Annotated in this window: 21 protein-coding genes; 16 read left to right on the top strand and 5 right to left on the bottom strand. The window is 57.3% G+C overall.

The features are described from left to right. Window positions 1-50: 50 nt before the first annotated feature. From JN12_RS14890 to JN12_RS14845, 10 genes are all read left to right on the top strand, one after another. Window positions 51-956, top strand: coding sequence for a YceI family protein (locus JN12_RS14890; protein WP_145024132.1), 906 nt, complete (start codon window positions 51-53; stop codon window positions 954-956). A gap of 118 nt (window positions 957-1,074) precedes the next feature. Next, window positions 1,075-1,500 carry an OsmC family protein gene (locus JN12_RS14885; protein ID WP_145024130.1) on the top strand — a complete coding sequence of 142 codons (426 nt, stop codon included), beginning with the start codon at window positions 1,075-1,077 and terminating at the stop codon, window positions 1,498-1,500. 9 nt (window positions 1,501-1,509) lie between these two features. After that, complete coding sequence (ygiD, locus tag JN12_RS14880) at window positions 1,510-2,289, top strand: 4,5-DOPA-extradiol-dioxygenase (RefSeq protein ID WP_145024128.1); 780 nt, start codon at window positions 1,510-1,512, stop codon at window positions 2,287-2,289. A gap of 38 nt (window positions 2,290-2,327) precedes the next feature. Beyond that, entirely contained in the window at window positions 2,328-3,230 is a 903-nt protein-coding gene (locus JN12_RS14875) for a pirin family protein (protein ID WP_145024127.1), read from the top strand. Between the two features lie 55 nt (window positions 3,231-3,285). Continuing rightward, entirely contained in the window at window positions 3,286-3,900 is a 615-nt protein-coding gene (wrbA, locus tag JN12_RS14870; RefSeq protein WP_145024125.1) for an NAD(P)H:quinone oxidoreductase, read from the top strand. A 334-nt stretch (window positions 3,901-4,234) separates the two neighbouring features. Further along, window positions 4,235-4,918, top strand: coding sequence for a response regulator (locus JN12_RS14865; protein WP_145024123.1), 684 nt, complete (start codon window positions 4,235-4,237; stop codon window positions 4,916-4,918). After that, window positions 4,915-6,288, top strand: coding sequence for a sensor histidine kinase (locus tag JN12_RS14860; RefSeq protein WP_145024121.1), 1,374 nt, complete (start codon window positions 4,915-4,917; stop codon window positions 6,286-6,288). Before JN12_RS14865 ends, JN12_RS14860 begins: the two co-directional genes overlap by 4 nt. Before the next feature lie 43 nt (window positions 6,289-6,331). Beyond that, window positions 6,332-7,570 (top strand): hypothetical protein, encoded by a 1,239-nt coding sequence (locus tag JN12_RS14855; RefSeq protein ID WP_145024119.1) that lies wholly within the window; start codon window positions 6,332-6,334, stop codon window positions 7,568-7,570. Between the two features lie 3 nt (window positions 7,571-7,573). Next, window positions 7,574-8,317 carry a transporter gene (locus tag JN12_RS14850; protein WP_145024117.1) on the top strand — a complete coding sequence of 248 codons (744 nt, stop codon included), beginning with the start codon at window positions 7,574-7,576 and terminating at the stop codon, window positions 8,315-8,317. 83 nt (window positions 8,318-8,400) lie between these two features. Beyond that, window positions 8,401-9,114 carry a family 16 glycoside hydrolase gene (locus tag JN12_RS14845; RefSeq protein ID WP_145024115.1) on the top strand — a complete coding sequence of 238 codons (714 nt, stop codon included), beginning with the start codon at window positions 8,401-8,403 and terminating at the stop codon, window positions 9,112-9,114. Window positions 9,115-9,295: 181 nt separating this feature from the next. Here JN12_RS14845 and JN12_RS14840 read toward each other — a convergent pair whose 3' ends face one another. The 3 genes from JN12_RS14840 to JN12_RS14830 all read right to left on the bottom strand — a co-directional run bounded on the left by JN12_RS14840 (window position 9,296) and on the right by JN12_RS14830 (window position 10,658). Then, a complete protein-coding gene (locus tag JN12_RS14840) occupies window positions 9,296-9,532 on the bottom strand; it encodes a CDGSH iron-sulfur domain-containing protein (RefSeq protein ID WP_145024113.1) in 237 nt (78 codons plus the stop codon). A 40-nt stretch (window positions 9,533-9,572) separates the two neighbouring features. Beyond that, a complete protein-coding gene (locus JN12_RS14835; protein ID WP_145024111.1) occupies window positions 9,573-10,163 on the bottom strand; it encodes a YceI family protein in 591 nt (196 codons plus the stop codon). A gap of 72 nt (window positions 10,164-10,235) precedes the next feature. After that, window positions 10,236-10,658 (bottom strand): MarR family winged helix-turn-helix transcriptional regulator, encoded by a 423-nt coding sequence (locus JN12_RS14830; RefSeq protein ID WP_281287739.1) that lies wholly within the window; start codon window positions 10,656-10,658, stop codon window positions 10,236-10,238. Window positions 10,659-11,227: 569 nt separating this feature from the next. On the opposite strand from JN12_RS14830, the gene JN12_RS14825 reads away from it, so the two are divergent. The 6 genes from JN12_RS14825 (at window position 11,228) to JN12_RS14800 (ending at window position 18,540) form a co-directional block, all read left to right on the top strand. Continuing rightward, entirely contained in the window at window positions 11,228-12,697 is a 1,470-nt protein-coding gene (locus tag JN12_RS14825; protein WP_145024109.1) for a histidine kinase, read from the top strand. A gap of 73 nt (window positions 12,698-12,770) precedes the next feature. Then, window positions 12,771-13,049 carry a hypothetical protein gene (locus tag JN12_RS14820; protein WP_145024107.1) on the top strand — a complete coding sequence of 93 codons (279 nt, stop codon included), beginning with the start codon at window positions 12,771-12,773 and terminating at the stop codon, window positions 13,047-13,049. Window positions 13,050-13,183: 134 nt separating this feature from the next. After that, a complete protein-coding gene (locus JN12_RS14815; RefSeq protein WP_246125881.1) occupies window positions 13,184-14,701 on the top strand; it encodes an FG-GAP repeat domain-containing protein in 1,518 nt (505 codons plus the stop codon). Window positions 14,702-14,910: 209 nt separating this feature from the next. Then, the gene (locus JN12_RS14810) at window positions 14,911-16,218 is read left to right on the top strand and encodes an ATP phosphoribosyltransferase regulatory subunit (protein WP_407925387.1); all 1,308 of its coding nucleotides are present in this window, start codon (window positions 14,911-14,913) and stop codon (window positions 16,216-16,218) included. 13 nt (window positions 16,219-16,231) lie between these two features. Next, complete coding sequence (locus tag JN12_RS14805) at window positions 16,232-17,524, top strand: adenylosuccinate synthase (RefSeq protein WP_145024103.1); 1,293 nt, start codon at window positions 16,232-16,234, stop codon at window positions 17,522-17,524. Window positions 17,525-17,616: 92 nt separating this feature from the next. Next, window positions 17,617-18,540, top strand: coding sequence for a diguanylate cyclase (locus JN12_RS14800; protein WP_145024101.1), 924 nt, complete (start codon window positions 17,617-17,619; stop codon window positions 18,538-18,540). A 44-nt stretch (window positions 18,541-18,584) separates the two neighbouring features. Here JN12_RS14800 and JN12_RS14795 read toward each other — a convergent pair whose 3' ends face one another. Next, a complete protein-coding gene (locus JN12_RS14795; RefSeq protein ID WP_246125880.1) occupies window positions 18,585-19,292 on the bottom strand; it encodes an endonuclease III domain-containing protein in 708 nt (235 codons plus the stop codon). Further along, on the bottom strand, window positions 19,277-20,038 hold the full coding sequence (locus JN12_RS14790; protein WP_145024099.1) for a M90 family metallopeptidase: 762 nt from the start codon (window positions 20,036-20,038) through the stop codon (window positions 19,277-19,279). The genes JN12_RS14795 and JN12_RS14790 overlap by 16 nt, the downstream gene beginning before the upstream one ends. Window positions 20,039-20,071 lie beyond the last annotated feature (33 nt).

The raw sequence follows: 20,071 nt of genomic DNA, 5'->3' as shown, positions 1-20,071 counted from the left end.
AAAATGTCCACTAATTACGACTGACCTCATCAGGAAAGGAGTTGATTACAATGAGTGTTATCTTGTCCTGCAACGAACTGGTACACCGCATCGACGCCGGTGCGGTGGTAATCGATGTGATGACGCCGGAAGAGTACGCCATCCGCCATGTGGCAGGTGCCAAAAACGTCTGTATCTACGAGATGGTATTTCTCGACCATATAGCCGAACAAGTCCCTGATCGTGATACTGAACTGATAGTCTACGATGCCACCGGCACAACAAGGTCGGCCGAGTTGGCACGCGAACGGCTGCTTCAGGCAGGGTACGCTGATGTTTCCATCCTTTCCGGGGGGCTTGCTGCCTGGCGCGACGCAGGTCTGCCGGTGGAGGCCGATGAGCAGGCTTTTGTGACCGAACCGGAGCTGCGGGACGGCACCTACCGGATCGACAACGAAAAAAGCACACTGGAGTGGATCGGCCGCAACCTCAACAAACGTCACTATGGCCGCATCACCATCCAGGCGGGAGAGCTGGTCATTGCCAACGGGAAACTGTCAACGGGAAACATCGTGCTGGATATGACGACGATTTCCAATCTTGATCTGCAGGACCCTGGCTGGCGTGATATGCTGATAAGACATCTCATTTCAGATGACTTCTTCGCGGTTGAACGTTATCCGACCTCCTCGTTCACACTGAACGGATGGGAAGCGCAGGTAGGGGCTTCGCCGGAAGCGCCCCAAGGGATTGTCACTGGTGAGCTGACAATCAAGGACGTGACCCGGCCGATCAGTTTCCCGGCCACAGTCGCTCCGCAGCAGGATGGTAGCATCCAGGCCCATGCGGCCTTCGACATCGACCGTACCCTCTGGAATATCTGCTACGGCTCGTGCAGGATGTTCGAACATCTTGGGATGCATTTGGTGCATGACATGATCAGCCTGGAGTTGTTTGTCGTGGCGCGCAGACCATGACTTTTGATCGCATTCCGGGAACAGGCGCGTGATATCAGGAACTGGCCTATTCGGCACGAGTGATGGACTCCTACCGCGCAAAGCCATTTTCATGTTCACCACACATAAGGAGATTTACATGAAACGAAAAGCTTCGGCCGAATGGAAAGGCACTCTCAAGGACGGGAAAGGTACCATCTCGACGGAAAGCGGCGTACTCTCACAGACTCAGTATTCGTTCGGCACCCGCTTCGAGAGCGGGATCGGCACCAATCCGGAAGAACTGGTCGCCGCTGCCCATGCCGCCTGTTTTTCCATGGCACTCTCGGCCCAGCTTGGCAGTGCCGGACTTACCCCGGAAAAGATCGCCACGACCGCCACGGTGACCTTCGAGAACCGAGACCAGGGCTGGACCGTCACCGAAAGCCATCTGGAGGTCATCGCCACCATACCGGGGGCCACCCCGGAGAGATTTGCCAAACTGGCGCAGGACGCCAAGGCGGGTTGCCCCATTTCACGGCTTTTGAACACAACCATCACCATGGACGCGACGCTGACGATATAGAGGTTTTCAATGACTGACCTGATGCCAGCCATCTTCTTCGGACACGGCAACCCGATGAATGCCGTGTCGAAAAACGTCTACACCGAGGGGTGGCGAGCCATCGGCAGATCCATTCCCCGTCCCCGCGCCATCCTTGCCGTCTCCGCTCACTGGTACATTCCGGGCTGCGGGGTGACGATCAATGCTGCTCCCCCCACCATCCACGATTTTGGCGGCTTCCCGCAAGAGTTGTACGAGGTCGCCTATCCCGCACCCGGCAGTCCGGAGCTTGCCCGGCGTGTCAGGGATCTCCTTTCCCCGTTGCCGGTGGAGCTCGACGAAAGCTGGGGGCTTGATCACGGTACCTGGTCGGTGCTGACCCACGTCTTTCCCGATGCCGATATTCCCGTCGTGCAACTTGCCATCGACGAGAGGCAGCCTTCCACCTTCCACTATGAACTGGGTAAACGGCTCGCACCGCTGCGAGAGGAGGGGGTTTTGGTCGCCGGCAGCGGCAATCTCGTGCACAATCTGCACTCCTACGCCTGGGGAAGGGATGGAGTCAATGCCTATGACTGGGCCGTGCGATTCGAGAAGCGGGCGCGGGATCTGCTGCTCGCAGGGGACGATGCCCCCCTTGTCGCGTACGAGGGGCTTGGCCGTGACGCCATGCTCTCGGTTCCGACCCCTGACCACTACCTGCCGCTACTCTACGTGCTTGGGCTTCGCAGGAAAGATGACCCCGTCAGTTTTCCGGTCGAGGGGGTGGATGGGGGCTCGGTCTCCATGCTTGCCGTCCGGATAGGCTGACCAACTGCCCGATAAAGCTGTGTAGAAAGGAGTTTCCCATGACCCCACGCCGTATCAAGAAGCTGTTCAAGAGTCGGCCCACCATCGAGGGGGCCGGCGTCCATCTCAAGCGGGCCTTCGGCTATTCCCAGGTCCCCCAGTTCGACCCGTTCCTGATGCTGGATGACTTTCATTCCAGCAATCCCGCCGATTATCTGCCCGGTTTCCCCTGGCACCCCCACCGTGGCATCGAGACCATTACCTACGTGCAGGAGGGGCTGGTGGAACATGGCGACAGCATGGGGAACAAGGGGGTGATCGGCGCCGGCGACGTGCAGTGGATGACCGCCGGCAGCGGCATCATCCACCAGGAGATGCCCAAGGAGAGTCCCACCGGCACCATGTGGGGGTTCCAGTTCTGGGCCAACCTGCCGGCTGCTCAAAAGATGATGCCACCCCGCTACCGTGACGTGAAAGCGGCGGATATCCCCGAAGTAACACTGGAGGGCGGTGTAGCGGTGAAGGTCATTGCCGGCACGGTCGGGGAGGTACAGGGACCGGTAAAGGATATCGTCATCGAGCCGGAGATGCTGGACATCAGTGTCCCTGCCGGAACCGTCTTTCAGCGCCCTTTGCCGGCAGGGCACACCGCCTTTGCCTATATTCTGGCCGGCGAAGGGTATTTCGACGAGTGCCGCGACGCCTACGCCCATGAAATGGCCAGCGCTGGCTGGTCTGACCTGGAGCGCCGCTGCGTCTGCCAGCCGGAAGCTGTGGTATTGTTCGAACATGAGGGAGATGTCGTACAAGCCACTACGACCGATAAACCGGTGCGATTTCTGCTCGTTTCGGGCAAGCCGATCGGCGAACCGGTCGCCTGGTACGGCCCCATTGTCATGAACACCCAGGAGGAACTGAAAACCGCTTTTGATGAATACCAGCGGGGTACATTTGTAAAGTGATGGCGTAGTGCCGGTGCATGCACAATGCCCGGTTATTTGAAAGGAGGAACAAATCATGTGTAAGGTGTTGATCGTTTATTACAGTATGTACGGGCACATCTACAAGATGGCCGAAGCGGTTGCTGAAGGGGTTCGCGAGGTGGCAGGGTGCGAGGCAATCGTCAAGCGCGTACCGGAAACCCTGTCCAATGAGGTGCTGGGGATGATGGGAGCACTTGAAGCCCAGAAGGGCATGGCCCATATCCCGGTCGCTACAGTGGATGACCTGGCCGGTGCCGATGCCATTGTTTTCGGTACTCCGACCCGCTTCGGCAACATGTGTGGCCAGATGCGCCAGTACCTGGACGCCACTGGCGGACTCTGGGTCAAAGGATCACTAGTCGGCAAGGTCGGCAGTGTCTTCGCCAGTTCCGCCACCCAGCATGGCGGCCAGGAATCGACCATCCTCAGCTTTCACACAACGCTGCTGCACCAGGGGATGGTAGTGGTTGGCCTGCCATACTCTTTCGCCGGTCAGATGGGGGTCGGGGAAATTACGGGATGTTCTCCCTACGGCGCTTCGACCATCGCCGGTGGCCAGGGTGAACGGATGCCGAGCGACAATGAGCTGGCCGGTGCCCGCTTCCAGGGGGCGCATGTGGCGCGGATCGCCCTGAAGCTTAAGGGATAGAGACGTTCTCATTCAGAATTCAAACAAGAATACCTATTGTTAACAAAAAACGAGGGTGGCCAGTTGGTCACCCTCGTTTTTTGCCCATTTTTTTCCGTAAAGTTCCGAAAACGGATCGCCTTGAACTGTCAACGTGCCCGGTGGCAAGTCAACGCCGGACTTCACGTTATCCTGGATGTTCCGGCGAGATTCGTCGCCCGGCACCTGCCCCTCAGCCAATCCATATAACGTTGCAAACGGCAGTCAATTCCTTGCGGTTTCTGAACATTTTGTCAGGATTACTTCAGTTGTCATTATACCGGCAGTTAACGATAATCCGGATAAAGGAAATAACATGCACATACTGGTGATCGAAGACGAAAAGAAGGTGGCCGAGGCCCTCAGGAAGGGGCTGGAAGCGGAATCGTACCTGGTCACCCTGGCCCACACCGGCGAGGACGGTTTCTTCCAGCTCAATGCCGGGATATTCGACCTGGTACTCCTGGATCTGATGCTTCCGGGACGGGATGGAATCGAAATTCTCGCTACCCTGAGAAAACGTGGGATTGAGACGCCGGTTCTGATCCTTACCGCCAGGGATACGGTGGAAGACCGCGTATTGGGGCTCGACAGCGGCGCTGATGACTACCTGGTCAAACCGTTTGCCTTTCCCGAACTTCTCGCCCGTATCAGGCTTATCCTGCGCAGGGGGAGGAAAGAACAGCTGCTCAGACTTGTTCTGGCCGATCTGGAAATGGACCTCGTAACCCGCAAGGTAACACGGGGCAGCGAGCAGATCGAGCTCACCGTCAGGGAGTTTGAGCTCCTGGAGTACCTGCTGCGCAACCAGGGGAGCATAGTTTCCCGGGAAATGCTCTCTCGTGACGTGTGGCAGGTGAAGGACCGTTCCACGCCGCTGGACAACGTAATCGACGTGCACATTGCCAGACTGAGGCGCAAGGTGGACGGCCCCTTTGACAATAAGCTCCTAAAGACCGTGCGCGGTCTCGGCTTTGTGATGAAGGAGGAGCGGGCATGAGACTGAAACCGGCCAGTGTCCGTATTCGGCTGACCATCTGGTATACGGCTGCCCTGGCGGGGATCGTCCTCTGCTTCGCTCTCGGCATTTATCTCTTTGTCCGCTCCAGCCTGCTGCGACAGATCGACGGCCAACTGTACAGGGACCTCGCCACGGTTACGCGGGTTGCCCGCGATGAGCCGAATGAAATGAACGAGCTGGCCCAACATGGTTCGGTTGCCCTTTTCCAGGTAAGCGAAGGAAATGAGGTACTGGCTGAAACCGACGGTTGGAGCCGGTTCGGACTGGAAAAGGCCGTTGCCGGCAGGCGCTTAGTTGCTCCATGGTCATGGGAAGCGCCCAACGACCTGTACTATAGGCTGAAGATATTCACGGTGGCCGCTCCCGGACACACCTACTTCGTTGCCGTTGCCGAGGACGAGCAAACGCTTCGGCAGAGCCTGGAGAGCCTGGCGATCATTCTCCTGTTCGGCATCCCCCTCGCCCTTGCCCTGGCAGTCATCGGCGGCTATTTTCTGGCAGGGCGTGCGCTCGCTCCCATCGGCGCCATGGCAGCAAAGGCCGGGGAGATAACCGCCGAACGCCTTTCCGAACGGCTCCCCATTGAAGACCCCCATGACGAGTTCGGCCGGCTGGCAACGGTCTTCAACCAGACCTTTGCCCGTATCGAGGACTCGTTCGAGCGGCTGCGCCGCTTTACCGCCGACGCCTCCCATGAATTGCGGACCCCTCTCACGGCGATCCGGAGCGTCGGCGAGGTGGGGCTGCAGGAAAATGCCGATGCGGCCGCCTGCCGCGAAGTGGTCGCCAGCATGCTCGAAGAGGCGGACCGCCTGACGAAGCTGGTGGACAGCCTGCTGACCCTGAGTCGGGCGGATGCCGGTTCGGTGCAGGTAAAGCGGGAGCCGACCGACCTTTCGCTGCTGGCAGTCGAGGTGGCCGACTGTATCCAGGTGCTGGCGGAAGAAAAGGAGCAGAGCCTGGTCGTCGATGCACCGGAACCGGTCATCGCCGGGATCGACCCCACGACCCTGCGCCAGGCACTGATCAACCTGGTGGATAACGCTGTCAAGTACACGCCAAAGCAGGGGCATATCCGGGTGAAGGTCCGGAGCACGGCGGGAGAGGCGATCATCGAGGTCATTGATGATGGCCCCGGGATAGCGAAAGAGCATCAGGCCAGGATCTTCGACCGCTTTTATCGCGTTGACAAGGGGCGGTCGAGGGATATGGGCGGAACAGGGCTGGGACTCGCCATTACGCGTTGGGCCGTGGAGGTCAATGATGGACGGATCGAACTGGAGAGTGAGGAGGGAGAGGGGAGCACCTTTAGAATTGTGCTGTCCGCGGTACACTGGAAAATCTCGTGATCAAGAAAATGAAGGTGGCGAAAAGCCAGGAAAGGAGCACTCAATGCACAGTAATGCAAGATCAATCGTAAGGGCCGCTATCGCGGCAATGGTGGCGGCGATGTCGTTCGCAGCCACGGCCATGGCGGAAGGGATGCCGTTCCCGGAGGGGACCGCGACCCCGGCGGAAACCTGCGGCGCCTGTCATAAGGCGATCTACCGGGAGTTCGCCTTCGGTTTCGGGAGCGACATCCATTACAAGCCGACCACGATCCCGACCAAGGAGGGCGAAACGCTGAAAATGCCCGCCAACGTCTCGGCCACGGCCACAGCCCATGCCTTTGCCGGGGTGGAGCCTTACCCGATTCATGCACGGGAGGCTGAGGAAGAGGGGAAATCGTGCAACGTCTGCCACTATCCGGAACCGTTCGCCATCCCCGACATGAATGTCCCGGAGATGACCAAGCCGAAAGCGCGGCCGAAAGGGAAGGAGGCGGTTGGGATTACCTGCGCCAGCTGCCACCTTACCCCCGAAGGAAAGATCAGGGGCCCCCACAGCGTCAAGGCGCCCCATGAAACCGTGGCAGACCCCGCCATCCAGACCTCGGCCATGTGTGCCTACTGCCACAGCATGGGCAAACGGGTGGTCGGCAAACAGACCCAGACCTTCCTGGAGTGGCGGGACGACTTCAACAAGCCGGGGCTCGGCAAGCAGGAGTGCCAGGACTGTCACATGCCGCGTACCATGCGCAAGGTGGCGGAGGATTTCGATAATCCCGAACGGGCGATTGCACGGCACCTCTGGACCGGCGGACGTTCCCGGCAACGGCTCGCCAGCGCCCTCAGCATGGCCATCAGCCAACCGGATGAAGGCAAATCGGGCCTGGCGTTCCATGTCATCAACGTTGGAGCGGGCCATTCGGTCCCGACCGGTTCCAACCGCCGGGCCATCTACCTGAACGTGGAACTCCTGGACAAGAACGGGAAGACGGTTGCCACCAAGGAGTGGATGTTCGCCCCCTGGTACGGCCCCCGCCCGGATGACCGGAAATTCCTGGAAGAGGACAAGAAGCGTCCCGATGCCATCGCAGCAACGCAGGCCGATGCCCAGGGCCTCCACGAGCCCATCATCCGCGCCGGAGAGGAGCGGATACTTTCCTGGATGCCTGTTTTAAAACCGGGCGAATACACTGTGAAGGCCCGCCTGATCTACGATCTCAACCGGTACAACGACCGATCGTTCAAAGAAGATCAGACGGAGATCAACAGCACCACCCTCAGCATCAAAGTCAAGAAGGGGTAACGCATGGTGCAGCGTCTTTTGATCATCATCTCCCTGCTGTTTGTTTCCACGGGGCCTGCTTTTGCAGGCCCCCCCCTCCAGACCGACGACACCGGCACACCGGGAGACAAGCATTGGGAGATAAACATCGCCTATACTCTTGACAAACGCCACACCGTGGTCACCCATCAGACACCGATTCTCGACCTCAATTACGGTGTCGGCGACAATATACAGTTAAAGTACGAGGTCCCCTGGCTGGTGCTCCATGAAAACGGGGTCGGGACGAAAAGCGGGCTGGGGAATTCGGTCGCCGGCATGAAGTGGCGGTTCCTCGATGAAAAGCGGGACGGCGTGGCCATGTCGGTCTATCCCCAGTTCGAGTTCAACAATCCCACAAACTCCGCCGATCGCGGCATCGTGGATGAAGGAACGGACCTGCGTCTGCCGCTGCAGGCCACGAAGAAGTTCGGGCCGGTCTGGCTCAACGGAGAGGTCGGCTACACCTTCCGGCAGCACAATGACGATGAATGGCTGTATGGCCTCAGCAGCGGCTACGAGATCCGGGAGGACCTCACCCTGTTGGGGGAGGTCCACGGCGGCTCCACAAAGGAGTTCAAAAAACACGAAGTCGTTTTCAATGTCGGCACCCAGTGGGATTTTGACAAGAAATACGGTCTCCTGGCCTCTATCGGCAGAAGCTTCAGGAGCGGTGCCAGCGGTGAACCCAACCTCCTGCTCTATCTGGGACTGCAGATTCGCTTATGACAGTCACGGCCGGAACGGTCAAATCACCTGAACGTCCTGTGATTTTCGCAGCAGGAAGGAACGGACAAAGAGAGGTACCCAGGATGAAAGGTTTCAGAATCATCGTGTTAGCATTATCCGTGCTTGGCCTTGTAGCGCTTCCGGTTCTTGCCGGGGCAGTCAAGAAGTTCGACTACAAAAATGATGCGCCGGAGGCGGAAGCCAGGGCGTTCAGCTCCCTGGTCGGCAACTGGCACATCGACAGAGACGGCAACCGAAACGTTTACGCAGTTGACGGCAGGAAAGGGGAACAGGGGCTCATGGCCGCAGGCGCCAAGGAAAAGGCGAAGGGGCTTTATGGCGAGAGATATGCCGAGTTCCTCGGCAACCTGGAGACGTACCGCTATTTCCCCCTCACGCTAAACAAGGAATTCCAGAGTTTCAGGAATGGGACCATCGAGGTTTCCTTCAAGGGGGTAAGCGGCCGGATCGACCAGGCCGCCGGAATCGCCTTCAACATCAAGCCGAACGGCGATTACCTCGTTGTTCGCGCCAACGCCCTGGAGAACAACCTCGTCCTCTTCAGGATGGAGGGGGGGAGACGCTCTTCCGTAGAATGGAGCCGCAACGTGCCAGTTCCCTCGAACCAGTGGCACACCTTGAAGGTGGTCATCAACGGGAATAAGATCGAGGGGTATCTGAACAACAGGAAGTATATCGATCACACATGGAAAGAGAACATCGACGGCAGGATCGGCCTCTGGTCCAAGGCGGACTCCTACGTCTTCTTCGATAATTTTTCGATCGAGACCAAATGAAGACTTGATACAAGACATAGCTCGTCAGAGGGGAACAAACCCCGGCTCTTGGTCACCTTCCACAGCGACATGTTCAGCGATTCTATCGCGTTAGGTAAAAAAACAAGGATGGCCAGTTGGTCACCCTTGTTTTTTACCCATGTTCTTATCTAAAGCTCCGAAACCGGATCGCCTTGAACTGTCAACCTTTGCTGCAACTCCCATCGCAATACGGAGCATTGGCGGTTTTCCCGCAGTTGCACAGGTACACCTGCTGTTGTTCCTTGATCTCGAAAGCTTTGGGGGCACACTCGCTCCCGGCGTGCGCACCGTCACAGAACGGCATCCGGCTCGACTTGCCACAGGTGCAGCGGTAGTAGGTGCCCGGCTCCAGATTGAGAACTATGGGGCCGTGCGATACGGTGGTACCTTGGCTCATCTATTTTCTCCTTTCGATTCGTGAACTATTTCAGGAAACCCTATTTTTTGAGCAGCTCGATCTCAAGAGCGATGGTTACTTCATCACCAACCATAACCCCGCCACTCTCGATGGCAGCATTATACGTCAGTCCGAAATCCTTGCGGCTGATCTTGGTGGTAGCTACAGCGCCACGCTTGGTGTTCCCCCACGGGTCCTTGTACGCCTTGGTCGGCCCTTCCACGTCGAGCACCACGTCCCTGGTAACACCGTGCAGGGAGAGCTTGCCGTACACCTTCAACTTGTCGTTCCCCGCTTTTTTCACCTTGCTGGACACAAAGGCCATGGTCGGATATTTGGCTACGTCGAAAAAGTCGGCGCTCTTCAGGTGGTCGTCACGCTTGGCAACGCCGGTGTTGATCGAAGTGGTGTCGATCACCACGTCCACCTTGGACTTGGTCACGTCCTTGTCGTCGATCTCCACCACGCCGTTGAACTTGCCGAAGTCGCCCTTGACGTTGGAAACCATCATATGGCGCACCTTGAACCCTACGCTGGAATGGTCGGTGTCAATACTCCAGGAAGCTGCCGAGGCAAAGACCGGAATGGCCAGGGTAACAACTGCTGCGATTACGTTGATAATGCGTTTCATGGTAGTGATTCTCCTTTGGCTTGTTTGGTTAAGATAAAGTGGTTTAATGTTAAGGTAAATATCCAAAAATATTTAGTGCCCCGCCCCCCTCCTTTCCCGTAAGCCGAGTATCCGGCACAGGCGTCCGAGTTCTTCCTGTTCGGCTTCCTCCAGAATGCCGATCTCTTCCTTTATGGCCGCCAGAACGCGCGGAAACACCTCTGCGATCAACAGGGTACCCGCATCGGTGAGATGGATGGTTATGAAGCGCCGGTCCTCGGCGTCACGCTCCCGCCGCACCAACCCGCGCTTTTCCAGGTTGTCGATGACCATGGTGATGTTGCCGGTGCTCTTGAGGATCTTGGTGGCAATGTCGCGCTGGCAGAGAGAACCCTTGTGAAAAAGGGCCTCCAGCACCCCGAACTGGCTGATGGTCAGGTCAGCGGCAGCCATATGGCGGCTGGTCCGGCCGGTCACCGACTCCGCCGCCCGCATCAGCTTGGTGTAGGCGTTCAAGGCCCTTTTTTCTCTGTTCGTAAATTTTGTTGTTGGTGTTTTCAAGTGAGCCCCATGTAACGTTTAATAATTTAACTTTAAACTAATATATGCTATATTCCTTGTCAACTGTTTTTTCGCCACGACATGCCGATCACTGCCCATTGTCGAGACAATCGGCATGTCCGATAAGGCAGTAACACGCGCAACAATCAGCATTCATCTGTTATTCAGCCATTGCTCTCCGCCTCCAGTGCGCAGAGCTCCTTAACCGGACAAATCCTGCGGTTTTTCACAAAAATGACTTGAAAACTTGACAAACCAATTATTTATAGTTAATTTATGCAGGATTTTAATGATTCCGGGTGTCGATGCTACTTCTTACCTGCAGCAACATAGGAAGATGAACAAGGCCTTCATTGCGCTTAGTCCGGTGGCGGGCAGGCGCAGGTGAGGGCTTTACTGTATTGGATTCATCTTCCCGGATTTCCTTGAACATGAGGGAAAGGGGGTGAGACTGCAAAAAAAAAGAAGGAACGACGTACAGGAATTTCAGTGAGTTTCAATCCACAATAAAAGGAGGCAATACAATGAAGAAAAAGCTTATTGTAGTCTCTGCAGCAGCCGCCCTGAGCGCTGCCGTTCCGGCTTCTGCGCTGGAAAACGATTTCCATGGATCGTACAAATTGAAGTACTTCTTGAGCAACACTGAGAAGGGTGCGACTGAACAAATCAAACCGTCCGCCACGAGTGCAACGGCCGCCAACTATTTCGAGCAGCGTGCCCGTCTTTTCTACACCGCCAAAGCCAACGACGACCTGAAACTGGTGACCGGCTTCGAGATTGATTCGGTTTTTGGTGACAAAGCGCAGGGCGGCATAGATACCGGTTCCAACATCAACACCACTGCCTTCAGAAACTCGGGCGGCGGCTTGGAATCCGACGCTGTTAACCTTGAGACCAAGTGGGTTTACCTGGATTTCAACATCCCCTCCACTCCGGTCAATGTCAGGGCCGGGATCCAGGCGTATAAGGACCCCTTCAAGGGCATCTTCCTCGATGCCGATCTTGCCGGTGTCTACGCCTCGGCCAGGTACGGCAATGCCCAGACCGCCATCGGCTACTTCCGCCCCTATGAAGCTATGGACCTCACGACCGGCAAGGCGAAGACTCCGCGCGGCACCGACAACTTCGACATTGCTGTCCTGGAGGGTAAATACAACATCAACAAGGACCTGACCGTTGGTGGCGCGTACTTCCTCTACTCCGACTACCGCACCAATGCTCCGGAAACATTCCACACCTTCGGCGTCAATGCCGAGGCCAAGGTAGGTCCGGCAATCATCAGCGGCTTTGCTGCCTACCAGGCCGGCTTCAGCAAGCAGAACACCAATGGCCTGACGGCAAGCAAAGGAACAACTGTAAACGCCTGGGCCGCGAACGTGGCTGCCAAGGTCAAGGCCGGCCCCGGCACTGCCAGAACCGCCTTCCTCTACGCCTCTGGCGACCAGGACAAGAACGACGGTGTCGATCACTCCTGGCAGAGCGTTTCCCAGACCAAGTACGGGCTGAACACAACTACGTTGACAGCACCTGCTGGTGGTGGCGCAGTTACCAGCACAACGGCAGCTGGTACGACAACACCCAACGGCGGCAACCCGACCAACTCCTACAATGAGTCGGGCATGATGCTCCTGAACCGGAACCTGGCCCAGGGCGGCACATCCACTGATACAAATATTATCAGCAACATTAACAACAATGGCCAGGGTGCCGTCATTATCACTGCCGGCTATGATGCAACCCTTACACCGAAGGTTTATGCCAGTGCCAATGTCGGCGCCGGTCTCACCTCGGAAAACCAGAATACTTACAATAACGGCAGCCATTACCTCGGCACAGAAGTCAACGTAGAGGTCGGTTACAAGCTGTACGACAACCTTACGGCCGGCTTTCAGGCGGCTTACCTCTTCCTCGGCCCCTACTACAAGAATGCTGTCTCCGGTCAGGACCCGGTCGATCCGTACACTACTCGCGTAATGTTAAGTTATATTTTCTAGTTAAGACCAGGCAAGGCCGGAGGTCCACCACTCCTCCGGCCTGCTTACAAACATACTTAACAGGAGGTTTAACATGAAAAATGCCGCCGTAATGATCCTGGCAGCCTTCGCCCTATCGGTAACGGTACCAGCCTTTGCCCAGATGTCCAAGGAAGAGAAGAACCAGTGCCTGCTGGCTTCCAAGAACTGCAGTACCGAGGTCAACAGCATCCAGTCCAAGATCAAGAAGCTGAATGCCGAAATAAAGAAGGGCACCAAGGTTTATACCGCTGACGAGATCAAAAAGTTGCAGGACAAGCTGAGCGAAGCAAATGATCTTCTTGACGTGCTGCTGAACAAAAAGGGAAATTGACAGCCTTCGGCTTTGATACGCCAATAACGAATTACCTGTGTTGAAGAGCGGGCCATCCGGTCCGCTCTTTCTATTTGTGTCTTACCTAAAAATTTAGTAGGTTGTGAGCGAAATACGCCACAGGAGGTTTTCAGGTGAAGCTATTGATGCAGTTGTTCCTGGCCATGGCCCTGACTCTGGCGCTCAGCGTACCAGCTCCGGCAGCGCCGATCAAAGTCTTCCTTCCGGAATTCAGGGTCACCGGCGCCGCCAACCGGGACGAACTGAAGGCGAGCCTGCCAAGCCTGCTGGCCTCCCGTCTTTCAACCGAAAGCGCATCCATTGCCGACTCATCGTCAGGCGCAGACCTGACCATTACCGGCACCTATATTGCCTTTGGCAAAGTTTTCAGCCTTGATGCGCAACTAAAAGATAACGCCGGCAAGGTAATCGGCCGTGCCTTTGAACAGGGCGACTCCACAGACGATATCATACCAGCGGTAACCAGGCTGGCCCAGAAGCTGAATGCAGAGCTGGCCAAGGCTGTTACGCCGCAAGGTCAGCCGCAGACAGCATTAACGCGGGCATCGGTTCCGACAGGCAATCCACAAGTAATCGCCACTCCGGCCTTGGTTGCCCCGCAGACACCACCCCAACAAGCCGGCGACATCGTCCGCCCGCAACATATAGCCCAGGCCGGCGAAAGCGGTATGATCGGCCAACGGCTCGATGGAGCGATGGTTGGCCTGGCAATCGGCAAATCGCTCCCGTCCGGCGAACGCGAACTTTACCTGGCGCTTGAGCAGGAACTGCGGCTCTATCGCCAGGGAGACAAGCTCACACTAATTGCTAACGAAAAGGGGTTCAAGGCAAACGAAAAAATCATCGGCATCGACACCGCCGACCTGGACGGCGATGGAATCCCCGAGCTCTATGTGACCCTGATGCGCGGTGACGAACTGGCCTCTCAGGTATGGATCACTGAAAACGGAACCTTCAAACTGATTGCCCGCGATCTGCCATACTTCTTTCGCGCACTACCCGGAACAGACGGCAAATCGAAACTCTACGGCCAGCAAACCGGGCGCGACACGGATTTCTTCGGTGACGTGTCCGAAGTGGTGAAAACCGGGTCCGGGTATGAACTGAAGAATCCGCTGAAACTCCCGCGTTCCGCAACAATATACAGCTTCGGCCGAATTGTGGAAAAGGACGGGACGGTCCGTACCGTGACAATCAACAAGGATGGTTATCTGACCGTATATGCAGCGAACGGCGAAGAGCTCTGGCGGAGCAATGACCGACTCGGCGGCTCTGAAACGTATTTTCTCCGTGAAGACCCGCAAAACGTCAGGGTCACCGGAGAACAGTTCAGAAAAATCTTTGTTGAGCAAAGAATTTTGACAACCCGCAACAACGACATCATCGTCCCCAAAAACGAAGGATTCTGGGTGATCGGCAACAGCCGCTCCTTCTCCAAGAGTTCCGTGTACAACTTTGCATGGAACGGCGCCGCCATGGAAGAACGCTGGCACACCAAGCAGAGCCAGAACTACCTGGCTGACTATGCGTATGACGACACACGCAAGGAACTGGTACTTCTAGAAGTGGTGAAGCGCCCCGGCATGATCGAAAAGGGAGCCAGCGCCATTTCGATCAAGAAGGTGGAGTAACATCGGTTCAAGGTTCAAGGTTCAAAGTTGAAACCCTGGAACCTTAAACCAAAACTTGAATAGTTACACAACCTTGAACATTGAACAGTGAACCCAAAAAGGGTGGCTTATTGGCCACCCTTTTTGATTGACATGAGAAGGGTATGTTGTTAGGATTTTCGGCGCTTTACGTCGCTCTGACAGGCAGCGGTATCAGCCGGGAGACAGCTTTGACCACAGCAACAGGCACAGATGCAACCCTTCCCAAAGGGGTCACCGACTTTCTCCCGGAGCAGGCCGATAAGATCGGCTATATCGAAGGGAAGATCTGCTCGGTCTTCGAACTGTGGGGATTCCGGCGGATCATCACCCCGCTTCTTGAATTCCAGGATGTACTCTCCATCGGACTTGACGACGAACTGCGGGAAAAGACCTTCCGCTTTGACGACCGCCAGACCGGCCGGCTGCTCGCCATTCCGTCCGACATCACCCCCCAGGTCGCCCGTATCGAGGCAATGCGCCTACGCAGCCTCCCCCTCCCCCACCGCCTTTATTACAACGGCCGGGTGCTCAGGCATACCGAGCTCCAGTCCGGACGGAGCAGGGAAATTTACCAGGCCGGCGTCGAACTGATCGGACTCGACTCGCCTGAGGCAGATGCCGAGATGGTGGCCATGGCGGTGGAGGTCCTTCGTGAACTGGGTTTCACCGACTTCAAGGTCGATCTGGGGCAGGTCGAGTACTTCCGCGGCATCATGGCTGCCGCCGGGCTGACCGGTGAAGCCGGAAAAGAGCTCCGGGAGGCGATCGCCAAGAAGGATGCCTCTGCGGTTCGCGCATTTCTGGAACGGGAAAAACTTCCCGAGTCGGTAGCAGAGGAAATCAGTGCCCTCCCCAGGCTGTTCGGCGGGCGCGAGGTCCTTGCCGAAGCGGAGCGGGTAACCCATAATGAACGTTCCCGCCGGGCGCTGGACAACCTGCGTCAGGTGGTGGAGATCCTGGAGATCTATGGCGTTGCCGACTACCTCACCATCGATCTGGGTGAAATCCGGGGGCTCGGCTATCACACCGGTGTGACCTTCGAGGGATTCGTGGCCGGTATCGGCGAACCGGTCTGCAGTGGCGGGCGTTACGACGATCTGACCGCCAAATATGGTCATCCCGCTCCGGCAACCGGTTTCGCCTTCAATATCCTGCCGCTGCTTCACGCTCTTGAAAAGCGTCCCGATCTGGAAGCGCGTGCCACACGCGACTTTCTCATCTTCAACCTGCTGGAAGACCGCAGGGATGCCCTCCGCATCGCCCAGGAGCTTCGCCGGCGCGGCTATTCGGTGGCCAGGGACATCATCAGACGCGACCTCGCCAACTCCCTTGCCTATGCCCGGCTGACGAACATCAAACGGGTACTGGTGGTGGGTGGTGATTACTGTTCCTCTGACGAAGTGCATCTACTCCGGGTAAGCGACGGAGCAACAACCAATCTCAAGAAGGATAACCTGTTCCGGCAGGATATGCCGGTCATCAGGTTTGATCCATAGCAAGGAGACGGTCATGGCCAACGTAGTGGTAGTGGGAGCCCAGTGGGGCGACGAAGGAAAAGGAAAGGTCGTTGACATCTATACCGAGTATGCGGACGACGTGGTCCGCTACCAGGGTGGCAACAATGCCGGTCATACCCTGGTCGTCGGAGACGAAAAGATCGTCCTGCACCTGATTCCCTCCGGCATCCTCCACGCCGGGAAACGGTGCATCATCGGCAACGGTGTCGTGCTCGACCCGGAAGTATTCATCCGGGAGATCACCAATCTGAAGAAAAGCGGCAAGTTCCAGGACGACAGCGTCCTCCTGCTGTCGGAGAATCTCCACGTCATCATGCCGTATCACAAGCGGATCGACATCGCCCGCGAAGCCAAGAGCGGCGCCGGCAAGATCGGCACCACCGGCCGGGGGATCGGTCCGGCCTACGAGGACAAGATCGGCCGCCGCGGTATCCGGCTCGGCGACCTGGTGGATCGTGACATCTTTGCCCGCAAGCTGAAGGAAACCCTTGAGGAAAAGAACTTCCTGCTCCAGAATCTGCTGAACGAGCAACCGTTCACGTTCGAGGAGATTTATCAGGAATATTGCGGCTATGCCGATCAACTCCGCATCTACATGGCCGACACGGCGCTGGTACTGCACAAGGATATGGCAGCCGGCAAAAAGCTGCTCTTCGAAGGTGCCCAGGGGACCTTGCTGGACGTTGACCTGGGAACCTATCCGTTCGTCACCTCATCCTCGACCTGCGCCGGCGGGGCCTGCACCGGCACCGGCGTGAGCCCCCGCTCCATCCACGAAATCATCGGCATCTCCAAGGCTTACGTGACGAGGGTGGGGAGCGGACCGTTTCCGACCGAGTTGACCGAGGAAACCGGCGAAAAACTCCGCCAAAACGGCTCAGAGTTCGGCGCCACGACCGGTCGCCCCCGCCGTTGCGGCTGGTTCGACGCCATGGTGCTCCGGTACGCGGTCCGGGTGAACGGCCTGACCGGTATTGCCCTGACAAAACTGGACGTGCTCGACAACTTCGAAACGATTAAAATCTGTACCGGTTACACGTGTCAGGGCAAGGTGCTGGAGGAACTGCCGACCAACCTGGAGGCGTTTGCCCAGTGCCAACCGGTCTACGAAGAAGTTCCCGGCTGGATGACGGATATCAGCGCTGCCCGTAGCTTCGAGCAGCTCCCCGAAAAGGCCCGGAGCTATGTTCAGCGCCTGGAGCAACTGGTTGGCTGTCCCATTGTCCTGGTCTCCGTCGGTCCGCGCCGTGATCAGACTATAACGCTGAAGAACCCTTTTGCCTGAGAGTTCGCGCAATCAATCCAGGTTGCAATCGCAATGATCAAAGTTAAACTCGTCTCATTGTGTAGCGACCAATCAGGACACAACCAGAAACTATGGCTACCAGCATCCTGATCATCGACGACTCGGATACCATCAGGGAACAGATCATCCAGACCCTGATGCGTTTCGGTGTGTTTGACCGTTACCTGGAGGCTGGTGACGGTATCGAGGCCTTCAAAACGCTCCTCGGTACCCAGGTCGACGTGGTTCTCTGCGACCTGGAGATGCCCAGGATGGACGGTTTCAAGTTTCTCGCCATGGTCAAGACCCGCGAGGAACTGCGGGACATACCGATCATAATGCTAACCGGCCGCGAGGACCGTGAACTGAAGATTCGCGGGCTTGAGCAAGGAGCATGCGACTATGTGACCAAGCCATTCGACCCGGGGGAATTGATGGCCCGGGTCAAGGTCCAGTTGAAGATCAAGATGCTGCAGGACGAGCTGAAAAAGTCCAACGATCTTCTGAAACAACTCTCCAATACCGATCACCTGACCCAGCTCTATAATCGTCGCTACATGATGGTGGCTCTGGAGCGGGAAATCCAGCGGTCCCAGCGCAAGTCATCTCCCATATCCATGGTGCTCATGGATATCGACCATTTCAAGCGCGTGAACGACCAATACGGACACCAAGAAGGCGACAGCGTCCTGTCGAGCGTCGCCCATCTGGCCAAGGAAGACCTGCGCAGCTACGACGTAGCTGTCCGTTATGGCGGCGAAGAATTCGTTCTGATCCTTCCCGAGACCTCCCACGAAGAAGCGGTCATGGTGGCTGAGCGGTTACGGGTGAAGATTGAACAGCAGACCTTCAGCGACGAGTTCAAAAACCTGCGGCTAACCATCAGCATGGGTGTCGCCACCTACCCCGCCGCCGGCTTGATCTCCATTGACGACCTGATCCGCGAAGCAGACGCCGCCCTCTATCGAGCCAAACAAGGGGGAAGGAACCGGGTCGTTTCCATGTTCCAGCAGTGATAGTCCGTAACTCGTGACTCGTAATTCGTGACGGGAAGAGACTTTCAACCTTCAACCGCTTTTTCCTCACTCCTCACTCCGTCATCACCGAACCGACAGATCCCTTCCACCCGCAAGACACACCCTCCGCATAATGGCCGCTTCCGGCATCGCTCCTTGCAGTGCTGTACGATCAGGGCATGGTACTCGTTGAACAGGCTCACCTCCTGAGGGAGTGCATCCATGAAGAGCGAGCGCACCTCCTCGTAGCCGGTATCTTCCTCTGTCAGCAGACCCAGACGGAACAGAAGCCGCCTGGTGTAGGCGTCCACCACAAAGGTCGGCTGTGCTCCCGCGTAGAGCAGGATGGAATCTGCCGTTTCCGGTCCTATCCCGCTGATGGCAAGGAGTTCCGGGCGCAACTGGCGCCAGTCGGCGGCAAACAGCTGCTCCAGACTCCCGTCTGCCCTCAGCATCAGCCAGGTCACGAAGCTCTTCAGGCGCCTGCTCTTCACGTTGAAAAAACCGGCTGGCCGGATTACCTCTCCCAGCTCCAGCGGGTCAACACGGACCAGTGCCTCAACAGACAGGAACCCTGCCGCCTTGAGGTTGGCAATCGCCTTTTCCACGTTGACCCAATTGGTGTTCTGGGTCAGGATCGCGCCGACGCAGACCTCGAACGGGGTCTCTGCCGGCCACCAGTGCCGGGGGCCGTACGTCGCCAGGAGAAGTTCATAGAGGTGCAGGAGCCGTTCCGTCATACAGTCTGCCATGCGGACGGGTCCAACCGGTAGTATGCCTGAAGGTGGGCGTAAAGGTCGGGATGATATTCCCGGATGATCCCGGGGAGGCTGAAAAAACATTCACTCGCCACTGCAAAGAATTCTGGCACACTCTCAGCACCATAGGGGTCAAAGACGGTCTCTCGGCCAGACTCCAGATCGGCGCAAAGCCCCTCGTATGCCTGCAATAGCGCAGTACCAAACGAAGAGCTGTTGCGGCCGCTCTCCAGGAGCGCGGTGATCCCCTCCTCCGCATCCAGTTGGTGGGCGAATTCGTGAATGACCACGTTGTAGTCGTCCTCGCCCGGCCTGCCGGCAGCGAGCACGTCCTCCCAGGAAAGCACCAGCGAGCCACCTTCCCAGGATTCACCCGAGCGCAACTCTTCACCGACGGTCACCACGCCACCCTCGTCGACGTCGTGGCGTCTGGCAACAAACTCGCCGGGGTAGATGATGATCGAGGAGAGTTGCGGAAAGTAGTCCCCGCCCCGGCGGAGAATCAACAGACAGGCCTGGGCCGCAACGGTCAGCCGCATCTCGTCGGTCACGGTCAAGCCGAGCGCCCCCTCGAACTGCTTTTCCGCGAGAAACACCTGAATATGGCCATGCAGCCTGGCCCGGTCATCTAGCGGCAGCATCCGGTAGTGGGGTACCTTGTCGTGCAGCAAGATCTGCCAGGACGAGGGAAATTCCCGGCTGCGCACGCTGCGGCGGCGGATTCGCTTCAGGAGAAACATATGCTCCCGGCTTTTCAATTCTACTTCGAAAGG

Origin of the sequence: Geobacter argillaceus (assembly GCF_007830735.1) — a bacterium.
Classification (GTDB): Bacteria; Desulfobacterota; Desulfuromonadia; order Geobacterales; family DSM-12255; genus Geomobilibacter; species Geomobilibacter argillaceus.
This window is presented reverse-complemented; position numbering and strand designations above follow the sequence as displayed.

Bases quoted from the DNA above. Each gene is read 5' to 3' on its own strand.
- JN12_RS14860 (WP_145024121.1), top strand. From the start codon at position 4,915: ATGAGACTGAAACCGGCCAGTGTCCGTATTCGGCTGACCATCTGGTAT.
- JN12_RS14800 (WP_145024101.1), top strand. From the start codon at position 17,617: ATGGCTACCAGCATCCTGATCATCGACGACTCGGATACCATCAGGGAA.
- JN12_RS14835 (WP_145024111.1), bottom strand. From the start codon at position 10,163: ATGAAACGCATTATCAACGTAATCGCAGCAGTTGTTACCCTGGCCATT.
- JN12_RS14805 (WP_145024103.1), top strand. From the start codon at position 16,232: ATGGCCAACGTAGTGGTAGTGGGAGCCCAGTGGGGCGACGAAGGAAAA.
- JN12_RS14845 (WP_145024115.1), top strand. From the start codon at position 8,401: ATGAAAGGTTTCAGAATCATCGTGTTAGCATTATCCGTGCTTGGCCTT.
- JN12_RS14795 (WP_246125880.1), bottom strand. From the start codon at position 19,292: ATGGCAGACTGTATGACGGAACGGCTCCTGCACCTCTATGAACTTCTC.
- JN12_RS14855 (WP_145024119.1), top strand. From the start codon at position 6,332: ATGCACAGTAATGCAAGATCAATCGTAAGGGCCGCTATCGCGGCAATG.
- JN12_RS14825 (WP_145024109.1), top strand. From the start codon at position 11,228: ATGAAGAAAAAGCTTATTGTAGTCTCTGCAGCAGCCGCCCTGAGCGCT.
- JN12_RS14875 (WP_145024127.1), top strand. From the start codon at position 2,328: ATGACCCCACGCCGTATCAAGAAGCTGTTCAAGAGTCGGCCCACCATC.
- wrbA (WP_145024125.1), top strand. From the start codon at position 3,286: ATGTGTAAGGTGTTGATCGTTTATTACAGTATGTACGGGCACATCTAC.
- ygiD (WP_145024128.1), top strand. From the start codon at position 1,510: ATGACTGACCTGATGCCAGCCATCTTCTTCGGACACGGCAACCCGATG.
- JN12_RS14890 (WP_145024132.1), top strand. From the start codon at position 51: ATGAGTGTTATCTTGTCCTGCAACGAACTGGTACACCGCATCGACGCC.
- JN12_RS14865 (WP_145024123.1), top strand. From the start codon at position 4,235: ATGCACATACTGGTGATCGAAGACGAAAAGAAGGTGGCCGAGGCCCTC.
- JN12_RS14885 (WP_145024130.1), top strand. From the start codon at position 1,075: ATGAAACGAAAAGCTTCGGCCGAATGGAAAGGCACTCTCAAGGACGGG.
- JN12_RS14820 (WP_145024107.1), top strand. From the start codon at position 12,771: ATGAAAAATGCCGCCGTAATGATCCTGGCAGCCTTCGCCCTATCGGTA.
- JN12_RS14790 (WP_145024099.1), bottom strand. From the start codon at position 20,038: ATGTTTCTCCTGAAGCGAATCCGCCGCCGCAGCGTGCGCAGCCGGGAA.
- JN12_RS14850 (WP_145024117.1), top strand. From the start codon at position 7,574: ATGGTGCAGCGTCTTTTGATCATCATCTCCCTGCTGTTTGTTTCCACG.
- JN12_RS14840 (WP_145024113.1), bottom strand. From the start codon at position 9,532: ATGAGCCAAGGTACCACCGTATCGCACGGCCCCATAGTTCTCAATCTG.